This window comes from Nonomuraea sp. NPDC049695 (assembly GCF_040674955.1).
GTDB classification, from domain to species: Bacteria; Actinomycetota; Actinomycetes; order Streptosporangiales; family Streptosporangiaceae; genus Nonomuraea; species Nonomuraea helvata.
Genome location: NZ_JBFANV010000113.1, coordinates 1 through 13920, shown reverse-complemented (window position 1 = coordinate 13920; position 13920 = coordinate 1). Strand labels below are relative to the sequence as shown.

Annotated in this window: 16 protein-coding genes; 14 read left to right on the top strand and 2 right to left on the bottom strand. The window is 70.2% G+C overall.

The features are described from left to right. Nucleotides 1-23: 23 nt before the first annotated feature. The gene (locus tag AB0J64_RS50050; RefSeq protein ID WP_364044065.1) at nucleotides 24-1391 is read right to left on the bottom strand and encodes an extracellular solute-binding protein; all 1368 of its coding nucleotides are present in this window, start codon (nucleotides 1389-1391) and stop codon (nucleotides 24-26) included. A gap of 195 nt (nucleotides 1392-1586) precedes the next feature. On the opposite strand from AB0J64_RS50050, the gene prcB reads away from it, so the two are divergent. The 9 genes from prcB (at nucleotide 1587) to AB0J64_RS50005 (ending at nucleotide 9200) form a co-directional block, all read left to right on the top strand. Continuing rightward, on the top strand, nucleotides 1587-2435 hold the full coding sequence (prcB, locus tag AB0J64_RS50045; protein WP_364044062.1) for a proteasome subunit beta: 849 nt from the start codon (nucleotides 1587-1589) through the stop codon (nucleotides 2433-2435). Nucleotides 2436-2455: 20 nt separating this feature from the next. Then, nucleotides 2456-3253, top strand: coding sequence for a proteasome subunit alpha (prcA, locus tag AB0J64_RS50040; protein WP_364044108.1), 798 nt, complete (start codon nucleotides 2456-2458; stop codon nucleotides 3251-3253). A gap of 414 nt (nucleotides 3254-3667) precedes the next feature. After that, entirely contained in the window at nucleotides 3668-4201 is a 534-nt protein-coding gene (locus tag AB0J64_RS50035) for a hypothetical protein (protein WP_364044059.1), read from the top strand. 114 nt (nucleotides 4202-4315) lie between these two features. Next, nucleotides 4316-5674, top strand: coding sequence for a Pup--protein ligase (pafA, locus tag AB0J64_RS50030; RefSeq protein ID WP_364044056.1), 1359 nt, complete (start codon nucleotides 4316-4318; stop codon nucleotides 5672-5674). Nucleotides 5675-5778: 104 nt separating this feature from the next. Further along, a complete protein-coding gene (locus AB0J64_RS50025; RefSeq protein ID WP_364044053.1) occupies nucleotides 5779-6693 on the top strand; it encodes an FKBP-type peptidyl-prolyl cis-trans isomerase in 915 nt (304 codons plus the stop codon). A gap of 57 nt (nucleotides 6694-6750) precedes the next feature. After that, complete coding sequence (locus tag AB0J64_RS50020; RefSeq protein ID WP_364044050.1) at nucleotides 6751-7668, top strand: FKBP-type peptidyl-prolyl cis-trans isomerase; 918 nt, start codon at nucleotides 6751-6753, stop codon at nucleotides 7666-7668. A gap of 15 nt (nucleotides 7669-7683) precedes the next feature. Continuing rightward, nucleotides 7684-8037: a hypothetical protein gene (locus AB0J64_RS50015; protein WP_364044047.1), complete on the top strand. Its 354-nt coding sequence runs from the start codon at nucleotides 7684-7686 to the stop codon at nucleotides 8035-8037. Nucleotides 8038-8047: 10 nt separating this feature from the next. Then, nucleotides 8048-8704 carry a helix-turn-helix domain-containing protein gene (locus AB0J64_RS50010; RefSeq protein WP_364044044.1) on the top strand — a complete coding sequence of 219 codons (657 nt, stop codon included), beginning with the start codon at nucleotides 8048-8050 and terminating at the stop codon, nucleotides 8702-8704. A gap of 16 nt (nucleotides 8705-8720) precedes the next feature. Continuing rightward, nucleotides 8721-9200, top strand: a complete 480-nt coding sequence (locus AB0J64_RS50005; RefSeq protein WP_364044041.1) for a DUF3291 domain-containing protein — start codon at nucleotides 8721-8723, stop codon at nucleotides 9198-9200. On the opposite strand, the gene AB0J64_RS50000 is transcribed toward AB0J64_RS50005, so the two are convergent. After that, nucleotides 9146-10213, bottom strand: a complete 1068-nt coding sequence (locus tag AB0J64_RS50000) for a DUF3866 family protein (RefSeq protein ID WP_364044038.1) — start codon at nucleotides 10211-10213, stop codon at nucleotides 9146-9148. The two genes, AB0J64_RS50005 and AB0J64_RS50000, sit on opposite strands and share 55 nt — an antisense overlap. A gap of 38 nt (nucleotides 10214-10251) precedes the next feature. Between AB0J64_RS50000 and AB0J64_RS49995 the strand changes: the two genes are divergently transcribed. The 5 genes from AB0J64_RS49995 (at nucleotide 10252) to tatC (ending at nucleotide 13736) form a co-directional block, all read left to right on the top strand. Then, nucleotides 10252-11205: a WYL domain-containing protein gene (locus tag AB0J64_RS49995; protein ID WP_364044035.1), complete on the top strand. Its 954-nt coding sequence runs from the start codon at nucleotides 10252-10254 to the stop codon at nucleotides 11203-11205. 67 nt (nucleotides 11206-11272) lie between these two features. Then, nucleotides 11273-12238: a WYL domain-containing protein gene (locus AB0J64_RS49990; RefSeq protein ID WP_344995656.1), complete on the top strand. Its 966-nt coding sequence runs from the start codon at nucleotides 11273-11275 to the stop codon at nucleotides 12236-12238. Continuing rightward, nucleotides 12235-12435, top strand: coding sequence for a hypothetical protein (locus tag AB0J64_RS49985; protein WP_364044031.1), 201 nt, complete (start codon nucleotides 12235-12237; stop codon nucleotides 12433-12435). The genes AB0J64_RS49990 and AB0J64_RS49985 overlap by 4 nt, the downstream gene beginning before the upstream one ends. Nucleotides 12436-12464: 29 nt before the next feature. Then, nucleotides 12465-12803: a Sec-independent protein translocase subunit TatA gene (gene tatA, locus AB0J64_RS49980; protein ID WP_364044028.1), complete on the top strand. Its 339-nt coding sequence runs from the start codon at nucleotides 12465-12467 to the stop codon at nucleotides 12801-12803. Between the two features lie 33 nt (nucleotides 12804-12836). Next, nucleotides 12837-13736, top strand: a complete 900-nt coding sequence (gene tatC, locus AB0J64_RS49975; protein WP_364044025.1) for a twin-arginine translocase subunit TatC — start codon at nucleotides 12837-12839, stop codon at nucleotides 13734-13736. Nucleotides 13737-13920: the final 184 nt, after the last annotated feature.

Below are 13920 nucleotides of genomic sequence, written 5' to 3'. Positions count from 1 at the left end.
CCGGTGGGGTGTCAGGGGCTCGTTCACCCGCCGATGTTGGCCGCGCCGCCGACGATTCCTGCGAGTTTCGCCTGGTACGCGGTGGCCGCCTCGTCGGGGCTTGTGCCGCTGACGACGGCGGCGGTGGCCTCCTGCAGCGCGGCCGACACTTGGGGGTAGACGGCCAGGCCGGGGCGGTAGGCGGTGATGGGCAGCACCTCGTCGGCGACGAACTTGAGCATGGGGTCGGCGGTGAGCACCTCGTCGTTGACGTCGGTGCGTGAGCTGATGCGTGCCTGCCCGGACAGTTGCGCCTTGGTGGCGGGGGCCGAGTGCATGAAGGCGAGCAGGTCCCAGGCGAGTTTGGGGTTCTTGGAGTTGGGGTTGAGCACGCGTACGGCGCCGCCGGACATGCTGACGAAGTCCTGGCCGCGGATGCCGCCGCCGGGCTGTTCGGCGGGGATCTTGGCGTAGCCGACGACCTGGTCGCGGTCCTTCATGGGGGCGACGCCGGCCTGGGGTTCGACGACGGAGCGCCAGAAGTAGTCGCTCTCGGCCAGGATGCCGATCTTGCCGGCGGCGAACTGGGTGAACGACTTGTCGCGGCCTTTGGCCTCCTGCTGGAGCTTGGGGTCGCCGAGGCCGCTGCCGCCGTAGATCTGCCGGTAGAAGCCGAGTGCGTCCTTCAGGGCCTGGGAGGCGCCGGTCCACTTGCCTGCCGTGTAGATCTCGGATCCGGCGCCGGCGAGCAGGGGGAGGAGGCCCTGCATGGTGGTGGCCTCGCCCATGGCGGTGCCCGCGTTGATCTGGATCGGGACGGGCACGCCGGCGGCCTTGAGCCTGGTGCCGGCGTCGATGATCTCCTGCCAGCTCTTGGGCTGCCAGGTCCCGGGCAGGCCGGCCTTGGTGAACAGGGTCTTGTTGTAGAACAGGACGCGGCCGTCGGTGCCCTGCGGCAGGCCGTACTTCTTGCCGTCGAAGACGCCGAGGCCCTGCACGGCCTTCGGGATCTGGGACCAGCCTTCCCACTGCTCGACGGTGGCGCCGCCGACCTCGGACAGCGGCTTGATGTAGCCGGCCTGGGCGAATTCGCCGACCCAGATGCCGTCGAGGTCGATGACGTCGGCGCCGCGCTTGGACTTGAGGTCGAGCGCGATCCTGGTCTTGTACTGCTCGTCATCGACGCCGCTGGGCTGGAAGAGCACCTTGACGTGGGCGTGGGTCTTCTCGAACTCGGGGATCACCCACTGCTTGATCCAGGCGGCCGTCTCGGCGTTCTTGCCGCCGGAGATGGAGTTGGCCGCGATCGTCAGGGTGACGCTGCCTCCGCCGGTCTCCGTGCCGGTGCCGCAGGACGTGAGCGCCAGGAGGATGGTGGCCCCGATCACCGCAGGTCGGCTGGGTAATCTCATGTCGGCCTCCTGTTCAGGACGTGCGGACATACCGACAGTCGCATGGCGGCCTGCGCCCGTAAAGAAACGATCTGGGCACGGAACGCGGCGGCGCGTGCCCGTGAGGGTTCGCCGTGAGCTGATCGTGGGAAGTGCAGACAGCAACGCAACATGAGTAGGGTCGCCCTAGGAACATTGACGTTTGGAGGGAGTCGCGTGGCAACGCACAGGGATCTGCCCGTCGGCTTGGTCAACCAGCTTTTCCTCAACACCGGAAGTTCCTCGTTCACGGAGTTTGTCGGCTCGTATGCGCCCGAGTTGCTGCCGCAGCGGGATGAGGTGCTGGCCACCCCGATCAGCGACCAGGTTCCGCACGCGACCACGATCGTGGCCGCCACCTTCGCCGGCGGCGTGGTCATGGCGGGCGACCGGCGTGCCACGTCGGGCAACATCATCTCGCAGCGCGACGTGGAGAAGGTGTTCCGTACCGACGACTACTCGTGCATGGGCATCGCGGGCACGGCCAGCACCGGCATCGAGTTCGCCCGGCTGTTCCGCGTGGAGCTGGAGCACTACGAGAAGCTCGAGGGCCGCACGATGTCGGTGGCGGGCAAGGCCAACCGCCTGGCCACCATGATCAGGGGCAACCTCGCCATGGCGATGCAGGGGCTGGTGGTGGTGCCGCTGTTCTCCGCGTACGACCCTGACAAGGACGAAGGCCGCATCTTCAGCTACGACGTGGCGGGCGGACCTTACGAGCGTGAGAGATTCGACGCCATCGGCTCGGGCTCGATCTTCGCGCGCGGGTCGCTGAAGAAGCTCTATCGCGACGGCGCCTCGGCCGACGACATGGCGATGACCCTTATCCAGGCCCTCTACGACGCCGCCGACGACGACTCGGCGACCGGTGGGCCGGACGTCACCAGGAAGATCTGGCCGATCGTGTCGTTGATCGACGCCGATGGTTTCCGCAGGCTGACGGAGGAGCAGGTCTCCACGTACGTCGAGCAGATGCTCGAGGCCCGCCTGATCTCGCCCGACGGCCCCATCGCCCCGCTGCGCTAGAAAGGGATCACCACGTGTCCATGCCTTTCGGATATGCGTCCCCTGAGCAGATCATGCGGGACAAGGCCGACTACGCGCGCAAGGGCATCGCGCGGGGCCGTTCTGTCGTCGTGCTCCAGTACGTCGACGGCATCCTGTTCGTCGCGCCCAACCCGTCCCGGGCGCTGCACAAGATCAGCGAGATCTACGACCGCATCGGGTTCGCGGCCGTGGGCCGCTACAACGAGTTCGAGGAGCTGCGGCTCGGCGGCATCCGCTACGCCGACATCAACGGCTACACCTACGACCGCTCCGACGTGACCGGCCGTGGCCTGGCCAACCTTTACGCCTCCAACCTGGGCCGCATCTTCACCGAGTCGATCAAGTCGCTGGAGGTGGAGGTCGTCGTCGCCGAGGTGGGCGAGACCAGGGACGGCGACGCGATCTACCGGCTCACCTTCGACGGGTCGGTCTTCGACGAGCACGGCTTCGCCGCGATGGGCGGCCAGGCCGAGGCGGTGGCCTCGCGGCTCAAGGAGCGTTACCGCGAGTCGATGTCGCTGGCGGACGCGCTGGAGGTGGCGCTGACGGCGCTCACGGAGCCGGGCGGCGAGCGGCCGCCGGTGGCGCAGCTGGAGGTGGCGGTGCTCGACCGCAACCGTGAGCACCGCAAGTTCCTCCGTCTCACGGGCGCACGCCTGGAGCGACTGCTGGCCCAGACGTCCGCTCCGGCTGCTCCGTCCACTCCGCCGGCGCCCGCCGCTCCCTCTCCTTCGGGGGACACGCCGCCGCCGACGGCCCCTGACGGCGACGTGGACGACGGCTCCTCGCCGCTGTAAGTCGCGCTCGGGCGTCTTCTTCAGGCTGCACACCCATCAGGGGCCGTTACGGCGGCCCCTGACGGCGTTTTCGGACCCGCTACGGGAGAGTGGCGGGTCTTTGTGTTTCCGCGGCCCGCCACAAGGAGGAGGCGGCGGTTCTTCGCGTGGGCCCGCTACAGGGAGGCGGCGGCGGCTTTTCGCGTTCTCCGCGGCCCGCTACAGGACTGTCCCGGCGGCGTGGTGGGCGCCGGGTGTGCGTGGCGGCGCATGGTGCCCGGGTTCGGGGCATGGTGACCGGATGCGCGCGACTCGTCCCGAGGCTCGGCGTCGGTGTGACGAGGTGCGGTTCGGCGCCATGGGTGTGGCGCAAGTGTGAGCTGTTTCACTATGGTTTGGGCGAACTTCAGAGGATCGCCGAGGATCTCAGCATCCGTGAACACTCCCATGCGTGGCCTCCTGGCGGCCGGTGCCGCCGTGGCCGTGGTGCTGAGCTCGGGTGCGGCGGCACAGGCCGCGACGGCGGCGGCCGCGGTCCCCCACTACAAGGCGCCCAAGATCTTCGGTACGACCTTCCAGGCGGACCCGAAGCACGACTTCACCAAGGGCATCCACTCCCGCCACAACGGCATCCTGCGCGGCTGGATCACCCTCATCCGGAGCGGCGTGGCCGAGTACCAGCCGATCAAGTGGAAGAAGGGCACCGAGACCGAGGGTCTCTTCGTGGGCCCGCCCAAGGGCGACGTCATGGCGTACGCCTCGCCCATCGCCAAGGACGTGGTCTTCCTGTCCGCGTACGGCTGCAAGGTGTCGATGGGTCAGATGACGGTCGACACGAACACCGGCCTCGGTAAGAAGCAGTGCTCCAGGAGTGTGCTGCTCAAGCGGCACCACGCCCACGGCCATCCCTCGCTCATCACCGTGTACAAGGGAGAAATCGTCAAAGTTCAGGAGATCTATACCCCCTGATCGCGAGCGGCGACGACCCGCGCCCCGTGGGGGCGGGCGCGGGAACGGGGCGCGAAGCGAAAACACCTGGGAAGATCCCTCCCGCTCATGGATCCATGGGCATAGTGTGAGGTGATGGATCGTCGCATCTTCGGGCTGGAGAACGAGTACGGCGTGACCTGCACGTTCAGGGGGCAGCGCAGGCTGTCGCCCGACGAGGTCGCGCGCTACTTGTTCCGGCGGGTCGTGTCCTGGGGCCGATCGAGCAACGTCTTCCTCCGCAACGGCGCACGTCTCTATCTGGACGTGGGCAGCCATCCTGAATACGCAACACCCGAGTGTGACAACGTCGTCGAGCTCGTCACCCACGACAAGGCGGGTGAGCGCATTCTCGAGGGCCTTCTGGTCGACGCCGAGAAACGGCTGCGCGAAGAGGGCATCGCCGGTGACATCTACCTGTTCAAGAACAACACGGACTCGGCCGGAAACTCCTACGGCTGCCACGAGAACTACCTGGTCGGCAGGCACGGGGAGTTCGGGCGGCTGGCGGACGTGCTGATCCCGTTCCTGGTGACGCGTCAGATCGTGTGCGGGGCCGGAAAGGTCCTGCAGACGCCGCGCGGCGCCGTCTACTGCGTCTCGCAGCGGGCCGAGCACATCTGGGAGGGCGTCTCCAGCGCCACGACCCGTTCCAGGCCCATCATCAACACGCGGGACGAGCCGCACGCCGACGCCGAGCGGTTCCGCCGCCTGCACGTCATCGTGGGCGACTCCAACATGAGCGAGACCACCATGCTGCTCAAGGTCGGCGCCACCGATCTGGTGCTGCGCATGATCGAGTCGGGCACCGTGATGCGCGACCTGTCGCTGGAGAACCCGATCAGGGCCATCCGCGAGGTCTCCCACGACATGACGGGCCGGCGCAGGGTGCGCCTGGCCAACGGGCGCGAGGCCTCGAGCCTGGAGATCCAGCAGGAATACCTGTCCAAGGCGAAGGACTTCGTCGACCGCCGCGGCGGCGACGCCATCGCCCACCGGGTGCTGGAGCTGTGGGAGCGGACGCTGAACGCGGTCGACACCGGCAACCTCGACCTGGTCTCGCGGGAGATCGACTGGGTGACGAAATACCAGCTCATCGAGCGTTACCGGAAGAAGTACGACCTGCCGCTGTCCTCGCCGCGGGTGGCCCAGCTCGACCTGGCCTACCACGACGTGCACCGCAAGCGTGGCCTGTACTACCTGCTGCAGAAGCGCGGCTCGGTGGAGCGGGTGGCGTCCGACCTGAAGATCTTCGAGGCCAAGTCGGTGCCGCCGCAGACCACGAGGGCGCGGCTGCGCGGCGAGTTCATCCGCAAGGCGCAGGAGAAGCGGCGCGACTTCACCGTCGACTGGGTGCATCTCAAGCTGAACGACCAGGCGCAGCGCACGGTCCTGTGCAAGGACCCGTTCCGCAGCGTGGACGAGAGGGTGGACAAGCTCATAGCAGGGATGTAGCTCGGCGTTTACCTCGGGCCTACCCGGAAGTCGGATAGGGTGACGCGAATCTGCCGTCTTTCCGAGGGAAACCCATGCGCCGCGCTCTGGCCGTACTGGCTGCCGTGCCTTTGATCTTGTTCGCCGCCGCGTGCGGATCCGACGACAGCGCGAGTACCGGCGCGTCCGGCGCGCCGGCTGCGGCGGGCGCGTCGGGGGTCAAGGTCACCGGGAACGTGGGCGGCAAGCCCACGGTGACCTTCCCCTCCGGCACGCCCGCCACGAAGTCCTCGTACGAGGTCATCCAGCCGGGCGCCGGCAACGGGATCAAGTCGGGCGACCGCGTGATCGTCAACCTGACCGTCTACAACTGGGACGGCAAGGGCAACGCCGTCCAGGGCTCCTCCTACGACACCAAGAAGCCCGAGACGATCGCGGTCAACGAGCAGATTCCGCAGGTGCTGCAGGAGGGCTTCACCAAGGTCAAGCACGGCGGCCGGCTGCTGGCCGTGCTGGCGAGCGACTCCGCCCCGCAGCAGCAGGCGACCGCGCCGGCCGAGGCGACCAAGGTGTTCGTGTTCGACGTGGTCGGCACCGCGCCGGCGCCGCTGAAGGCCGCCACCGGCAAGGAGACCGGCGAGAGCATCAAGGGCGTCAAGGTGGAGAACCCGGGCGGGGAGAAGCCGCCCACGCTCTCCACGAAGACCAAGGAGAAGCCCTCGGACAAGCTGGTCGTCAAGACCCTGATCCAGGGCACCGGCGCGAAGGTGCAGCCGGGCCAGACGCTGACCGTCAACTACACCGGCAAGATCTGGGGCACCGACAAGCAGTTCGACTCCAGCTGGGAGCGGGGCCAGCCGGCCGAGTTCCCGCTCGGGAACGTCATCCAGGGCTGGCAGCAGGGCCTGGCCGGGGTGCCGGTCGGCAGCCGGGTCGTGATGAGCATCCCGCCGGCCCTGGGCTACGGTGACCAGGCGCAGCAGGGCATTCCCGCCAAGAGCACCCTCGTGTTCGTGGTGGACGTCCTGGCGGCCTACTGACGCGGCCTGCGGCAAGGCGGTAGCATCGCCAGCCACCCCGGCCGCCTGGGAGGAACGATGCGCCGCCGCCGTACCGCCGCGTTGCTGCCGGCCTTTGTGCTGCTGGCCGGCTGCGCGGGCGGCCCGCAGGCGACGGTGGGCGGCCCGGACCTTGCGGCCGGTCTCGACGTGACGGTGGGCGGTCTCGACGTGAGGGTGGCCGGCCCGTTCGGCGCCAGGCCGACGATCGCCTTCACCGGCGGCAGGCCCGCCGCCGGGCTGCAGGTGGACGAGCCGGCCACCGGCGCCGGTCCGCCGCTGGCGGCGGACGACGTGGCGATCGTCCAGTACACCGCGCACGTCTGGGACGGCAGGGACAACCGCCTGGTCGACTCCACCTTCGACCGCGGCATTCCCGCCGCCTTCCCGGTGGGCGAGGGGCTCGGCGGGGCGCTGCGGGGCCATCGGGTGGGGAGCAGGGTCGTCGCCGCGGTCCCGCCCCGGACGGGCGGCACCAGACCGGGGGAGGAGCTGCTGTACGTCGTCGACGTCCTCGGCGCCCACCCCAGGGGCGCCGCGCTCGAGGCGGCCGGCGGCACGCTGGCCGGCGTGCGCGTCACCGGCGGCGCCCGGCCGGCCCTGGCGGTGCCCGCCGCCCCGCCGCCCGCCGCGTTCGCGGTGAAGGTGCTGGCCAGGGGCGACGGGCGCGCGACGCAGGCGGGGCAGCTCGTCGTCGCCCAGTACGAGGGCGCGCTCTGGAGCCGCGGCCGCGTCTTCGACACGACCTGGACGACCGGCCGGCCGAAGGCGTTCAGGATCGGCGACGGCAGCGTGATCAAGGGCTGGGACCGGGCCCTGGTGGGCGTGCCCGCCGGCAGCCGGGTCCTGATGATCGTGCCGCCCTCCTACGGGTACGGCGCCGCCGGCGACCCGGCCCACGGCATCACGGGCTCCGACACGCTGGTCTACGTCGTGGACGTGCTGGCCGCGTACTGAGGCACGATGGATCCCATGATCCGCGCATTTCTCGTCATATCGTCCGCTTTAACCGTCCTGCTCGGTGTGGCGCCCGCTGCCTCCGCCACCGCCGGTCCGCCCTTCTGCCGAGGCGTCAAGCCCTGCGTCATCGGCGGGGACGCCGGGCGGACGTGGCTGCACGCCTCCGCCTCCTCCAAGGCCAGGGCACGCGTCGTGGCCGCCCGGCTGCTGCGTAACGCCGGGACCGTCCACCGCCGGTACCACGCTCCGGAGTGGATCGAGATCTGGGTCGTCAAGAAGGGTTCGTGCTGGCGGAAGTACGGCAACGCCATGATCAGGCCCAGCCGTGCCTGCACCTACAAGCACCTTGAGCGGAAGCTTTCATAGACTCCCGGTTGTGAGTAGCGACGACCTCGACGCGCTGGCCCTTCTGCACGACCCTGTCCGCCGCAGCCTGTACGCGGTCGTCGCGGCCCGCGGCGGCGACGTGGGCAGGGGAGAGGCGGCCGAGGCCGCGGGCGTGTCCAGGACCCTGGCGGGCCACCACCTCGACAAGCTCGTGGAGGCTGGGCTGCTCGAGAGCGGCTTCCGCCCGCAGGAGAAGAAGGGGCCGGGCAGCGGCCGGCCCGCCAAGGTCTACCGCAGGGCCAGGGGCGAGCGGTCGGTGAGCCTGCCGCCGCGCGACTACGCCGCGCTCGCCTCCGTCCTGGCCGGTGTCGTGGACGCCCTGGGCGCCGAGGAGCAGGCCGAGCGCGCCGCGCGCGAGGCGGGCGCCAGGATGGCCGGCAAGCACGCCGGGGAGCCGGTCGGGCAGGTGCTCGAGGCGCGCGGCTACGAGCCGTACGAAGAGGGCGGCGCGCTGCGGCTGCGCAACTGCCCGTTCCACGTGCTGGCCGAGGAGCAGCCGCTGCTGGTGTGCTCCATGAACCTGGCCCTGTGCCAGGGCCTGCTGGAAGGCCTCGGCGACGATCCGGCCAGGGCCGCGCTCGACCCACGGCCGGGAGAGTGCTGCGTCACTCTAAAACAAACGGATATTGACATAGAAGGCGGCTGATGGTGTGCTGAGCGTCATGCATCTCGCCGAAATGAACATCGCCCACCTCCGCGCGCCCATCGACAGCTCCGAGCTCGCCGAGTTCGTCGCCCTCCTGGAACCGATCAACGACCTCGCCGACGAGTCGCCGGGGTTCGTGTGGCGGCTGAAGGAGAGCGAGGACGACCCCACCGCCACCGTCATCCACGAGTACGGCGACCACCTGCTGATCAACTTCTCGGTGTGGGAGTCGCTGGACACGCTGTGGGACTACGTCTACCGCAGCCCCCACCTCGGCGTGCTGCGCCGGCGCAGGGAGTGGTTCCTGCGCATGGCGGAGCCGTACATGGTGATGTGGTGGGTCCCCGAAGGTCACATCCCGACGCTGGCGGAGGGCATGCGGCGGCTGGAGCGCCTCAAGGCCGAGGGGCCCAGCCCCGAGGCGTTCACGTTCAAGGACTCCTACGACAGCAGCGAGGCCGTCAGCCTGCCCGCCGCCGCCGAGGCCACGAAGTAGGCCAGGTCCTCCTCCAGCCCCCTGCCCATCGTCGAGAGCCGCACCGGGGACTCGCGCAGCGCCTCGTGCAGGCCGTCCACCGGCACCGGCACCAGGCGGTGCCGTACGGCCAGCAGCTCGGCCTGGTCCCTGACCCGCTCGCCGAAGTCCCCGGGCAGCACGGGCACCGGCACGTCGGCGGGGGAGAGCGCGACCCGGCCGTAGGCGGTCAGCGAGTGGTGTGAGACGCCGTAGTGGCGCTCGCGCTTGTCGCCCTCGCTGACGCGCAGAGCCGCCACGGGCCGGCCGAGCAGCACGCCCGCCGCGTTCACCGCCTCGCCGGCCGAGACGCCGGAGAAGCCCCACCGGGTGCCCGTGCCCAGGTTGCCGGGGCCCTGCGCGACGACCGCCACGTCGGCCTCCAGCACGTGCTTGGCCGCCAGCAGCCCGGTGTGGACGGTGACCGCCTCCACGTCCCCGCCGAACGACTGCCCGACCGTCACCACGCCCGCCAGCCAGCCGATCTCCCGAAGCCGGGCCGCGGTCATCGAGAACCACGCCGGCAGCGCCCCGCCGTCCTGCATCACGTACGCCACCCGCGTGCCGGGCCGGTCGGCGTACAGGCCGCACAGGATGGGTGGCAGCGCCGAGTGCAGGTCGGCCACGACGACGGGCATGCCGTCGAGCGAGTCGGCCTCGCGCAACCGCTCGTGATGCGGGGAGTCCTGCTCGTCCGCGCCGAGCACGGTGGCCTGCAGCGGCGTGTACCTGGCCTTCACCAGGTGCCCGGGACCGTCAGGATCTTGCGGCAAACGGTTAGGGACGGCCACCACCATGGCGTAACCTCCCGTACCGAGACCCATCGCGAGTGCGGTCGTGTTGAGCAGCACCTCGTCGCCGGGTTCCGGGCGGCCGACCAACGGCGGATACGCCAGCGCCCGGCACTCCCCCTCGGGGACGGCGACGTCGAGCTCCACCGCTCCCGGCCACTCGCGTCGGATCCGTACAACCTCGCCCTTGCGCCATCTGATCACGGGGGCAGGGTAGCGTCGATGCAGGAGGAGTGAGGCAGATGTCGCGCCGGAAGACGGAACGGTTGCTCAATCTGGTTATCTGCCTGCTCGCCACCCGGCGGCCGCTGTCGGCCGAGCAGATCCGCCACGTGGTGCCCGGCTACGACCGCGACGGCGACGAGGCGTTCCAGCGCATGTTCGAGCGCGACAAGAACGAGCTGCGCGAGATCGGCATCCCCATCGACGTGGTGCGCGACCCCTGGGAGGACGAGCCGGGCTACCGGATCGAGCGCCAGTCGTACGAGCTGCCCGAGATCACCCTGGAGCCCGACGAGGCCGCCGTGCTGGGCCTGGCCGCGCAGGTGTGGCAGCGGGCCAGCCTGGCCGAGGCCGCCTCCGGGGCGCTGCTGAAGCTGCGCGCCGGCGGCGTGGCCACCGACCAGCCCCTCGGCGCCGGGGCGCTGGAGCTGCGGGTCGACACCCGCGACCCGGCCTTCCCCGCGCTGTGGGACGCCGTGCGCGACCGGCGCGCGGTGCGCTTCGACTACCGCAGCGCCGGCAGCGAGAACGTGCGCGCCCGCACCGTGGAGCCGTGGGGCGTGGTCAGCCGCAACGGCCGCTGGTACCTCGCCGGGTTCGACCGCGGCAGGCAGGCGCCGCGCGTCTTCCGGCTCAGCAGGATCCCCGGGCAGGTCACCGTCCTGGGCAAGGCGGGGGCGTTCGAGGTGCCCGAAGGGGTGGATCTGCGGGGTATGGTCGGCTTTCCCGATGACTCGCCGGACGAGCGCGTGGCCGTCATCCGCGTACGCCGCGGGACGTGCGAAGGGCTGCGCCAGCTGGCCACGGCCGTGCGCGCGGCCGACGGCGGCTGGGACGAGGCCGAGCTGCCCTTCTTCGACCCCGAACGCCTGGCCGGCTGGATGGCCAGCCTCGGCGCCGACGTGGAGGTCGTCGAGCCGCCGGACGCCCGCGAGGCCGTCATCCGCCGACTGAAAGGGGCGAGCGCCTCGTGAGTGAGCGAAGCGAACGAACCAGGAGACGCAGCAGTGGTCCGCTCATGCGACCGACGAAGGAGGGCGCATGAGTGGTTCTGCTGACCGGCTGCCAAGGCTGCTGGCGCTGGTGCCGTACCTGATGTCCCATCCGGGGGCGCAGGTCGGCGAGGTGGCCGCGGTGTTCGGGCTGAGCGAGAAGCAGCTCATCGACGACCTGCAGCTCGTGTGGATGTGCGGCCTGCCGGGCCACACCCCGGGCGACCTCATCGACGTCTCCTGGGACGGCGGCGAGATCATCATCGACAACGCCGACACCATCGCCAGGCCGCTGCGGCTCGGCATCGACGAGGCCAGCGCGCTGCTGGTCGCCCTGCGCATGCTCGCCGCCACCCCCGAGCTCGCCGAAGTGCCCGGCGACGCGCTGCCCCGGGTGACGGCCAAGCTCGAGCGGGCCGCGGGCGAGGGCGCCGCCACCGTCAGCAGCCAGCTCGCGGTCGACGTGGACGCCGCCCCCGACGCGCTGCCGCGCGTGCGCGAAGGGCTCACCAGGGGGCGGAGGCTGTCGCTGCGCTACTACGTGCCCGGGCGCGACGAGGTGACGCCGCGCGAGGTCGACCCCATGCGGATCGTGGTCGTGGACGGCCGGACCTACCTCGAGGGATGGTGCTACCGCGCCGAGGCGATGCGGCTGTTCCGGCTGGACCGGATGCTCGGCGTGGACGTGCTCGACGTGCCCGCCGACCCGCCGGAGGAGGCCGAGCCCATCGACGTCACCCGGGGCGTCTTCCGGCCGTCGCCGACCGACGAGCTGGTCGAGCTGGAGCTCAGCGCCGCCGGGCGGTGGGTGGCCGAGTACTACCCGTGCGAGCAGGTCACCGAGCTGGGCGAGGGGCGGCTGCGGGTGGCGCTGCGGGCCCGGGACGAGGACTGGATACTCAAGCTGGCGCTGCGCCTGGGCGACACCGGCCGGGTCGTCTCGCCGCCCGAGATGGCCGAGACCGTACGGCAGGAGGCCGAGCGCGCCCTGGCCCTGTACGCTCACCAGTCATGACGTGGATCTACGTGGCGATCGGGCTGGTCGTGTGCGGGCTGGCCGTGCTCGGGATCGCGGGTGCCCGGGTCGTCGTGGCGGCACGTACTCTGAAGGGGGAAATCGCCGAGGCGACAGCCCAGCTGGAGCCGAGGCGGGCCAGATTGACGGGCCGAGGGGATGAGACCATGCCCCAGGCAGCGTACGATCGTGGCTGAAACAGGCACTCGCTAGAAAAGGGCGTTTCATGTCGAATCTCGGAGTTCCCGAACTTCTGATCATCGCGCTGGTGCTCGTGTTGCTGTTCGGTGCGAAGAAGCTGCCCGAGATGGCTCGCGGCGTCGGCAGGTCGCTGCGCATCTTCAAGTCCGAGACGGCCAAGCTGCGCGAGGACGACGACGAGACCCACACCGTCCAGGCTCAGGCGCAGCCCGCGCCCGCTCAGCCGCAGCCCCAGCCCGCGCAGCCGCAGCCGCAGCCGATCCAGGCCCCGCCCGCGCTCTCGGTGGAGGAGCAGGCCAGGCAGCTGGAGGAGCAGGCCGCCAAGCTGCGCGCCAGCGCCGCCCAGGCCGACAAGCACGCCTGACCTCCCATCCCTCCTCGTCACCTGGACTGCTAGATGGCGCTGCTCAAACGGTCAAGCCAGCCCGCGCCTGACCCCGAGGGCCGCATGCCCCTCATGGAGCACCTGCGCGAGCTGCGCAACCGGCTGCTCATCGCGGCTATCGCCGTCGTCGTGGGCATCATCATCGGGTGGATCTTCTTCGATCCGGTCTGGGCGTTCATCAAGGAGCCGTTCTGCGAGACGCCGCAGGCTCAGCAGCTGCGCCCTGGCGAGTGCACGCTGACCTACGGTGGCATCTTCCAGTCCTTCTTCCTGACGCTGAAGGTCTCGGCGCTGGTCGGCGTCGTGGTGTCCGCACCCGTCTGGCTCTACCAGCTCTGGGCGTTCGTCACCCCGGCCCTCTACCGCAACGAGAAGCGTTACTCGATCGCCTTCCTCGGGCTGGCGATCCCGCTGTTCGGGATCGGCGCCGCGCTGGCGTACCTGATCATGGACACCAGCCTGGCCATCCTGCTCGGGTTCGCGCCGAGCGACACCTTGCCTATCATCCAGATCGACGAGTACGTCAACTACGTACTCATCATGATCGTGATTTTCGGCGTCTCGTTCGAGCTGCCGCTGCTGCTGGTGTTCCTCAACATCATCGGCGTGCTCTCCCACGCCACGGTCAAGAAGAACCGCCGCTGGGTGGTCTTCGCCATGTTCGTCTTCGGCGCGGTCATCACGCCCGGCGGCGATCCCCTGACGATGATGGCGCTGGCCGCACCCATGATCGTGCTGTACTTCCTGGCCGAGTTCTTCATGTACATGCGCGAGAAGCGCAGGCCCGCCACCGAGGACTTCTCCCACCTGTCCGACGACGAGGCCTCGCCGCTGGTTGAGGACCCGCTGGTTGAGGACTCCGCCCCGCTCGAGGACGAGCGGCCCGGCGAGGATTCCGGTTCCGTGCGATAGGCGATAAGTTCCGGGCGTGTCCCCTCAACTCGCCCTGCTCGTCAACCCCGCCGCCCGCGGCGGCCGCACGGTGCGCCTGCTGGAGCCCGTGGCGCGCCGGCTGCGTGCCGGAGGGGCCGAGCTGTCGGTGATCGTCGGCGACGACGCCGCCGACGCGCTGGAACGCGCCTGCACCGCCGTGGCC

Bases quoted from the DNA above. Each gene is read 5' to 3' on its own strand.
- AB0J64_RS50050 (WP_364044065.1), bottom strand. From the start codon at position 1,391: ATGAGATTACCCAGCCGACCTGCGGTGATCGGGGCCACCATCCTCCTG.
- prcA (WP_364044108.1), top strand. From the start codon at position 2,456: ATGCCTTTCGGATATGCGTCCCCTGAGCAGATCATGCGGGACAAGGCC.
- pafA (WP_364044056.1), top strand. From the start codon at position 4,316: ATGGATCGTCGCATCTTCGGGCTGGAGAACGAGTACGGCGTGACCTGC.
- AB0J64_RS50020 (WP_364044050.1), top strand. From the start codon at position 6,751: ATGCGCCGCCGCCGTACCGCCGCGTTGCTGCCGGCCTTTGTGCTGCTG.
- AB0J64_RS50015 (WP_364044047.1), top strand. From the start codon at position 7,684: ATGATCCGCGCATTTCTCGTCATATCGTCCGCTTTAACCGTCCTGCTC.
- AB0J64_RS50005 (WP_364044041.1), top strand. From the start codon at position 8,721: ATGCATCTCGCCGAAATGAACATCGCCCACCTCCGCGCGCCCATCGAC.
- AB0J64_RS49995 (WP_364044035.1), top strand. From the start codon at position 10,252: ATGTCGCGCCGGAAGACGGAACGGTTGCTCAATCTGGTTATCTGCCTG.
- AB0J64_RS49990 (WP_344995656.1), top strand. From the start codon at position 11,273: ATGAGTGGTTCTGCTGACCGGCTGCCAAGGCTGCTGGCGCTGGTGCCG.
- AB0J64_RS49985 (WP_364044031.1), top strand. From the start codon at position 12,235: ATGACGTGGATCTACGTGGCGATCGGGCTGGTCGTGTGCGGGCTGGCC.
- tatA (WP_364044028.1), top strand. From the start codon at position 12,465: ATGTCGAATCTCGGAGTTCCCGAACTTCTGATCATCGCGCTGGTGCTC.
- tatC (WP_364044025.1), top strand. From the start codon at position 12,837: ATGGCGCTGCTCAAACGGTCAAGCCAGCCCGCGCCTGACCCCGAGGGC.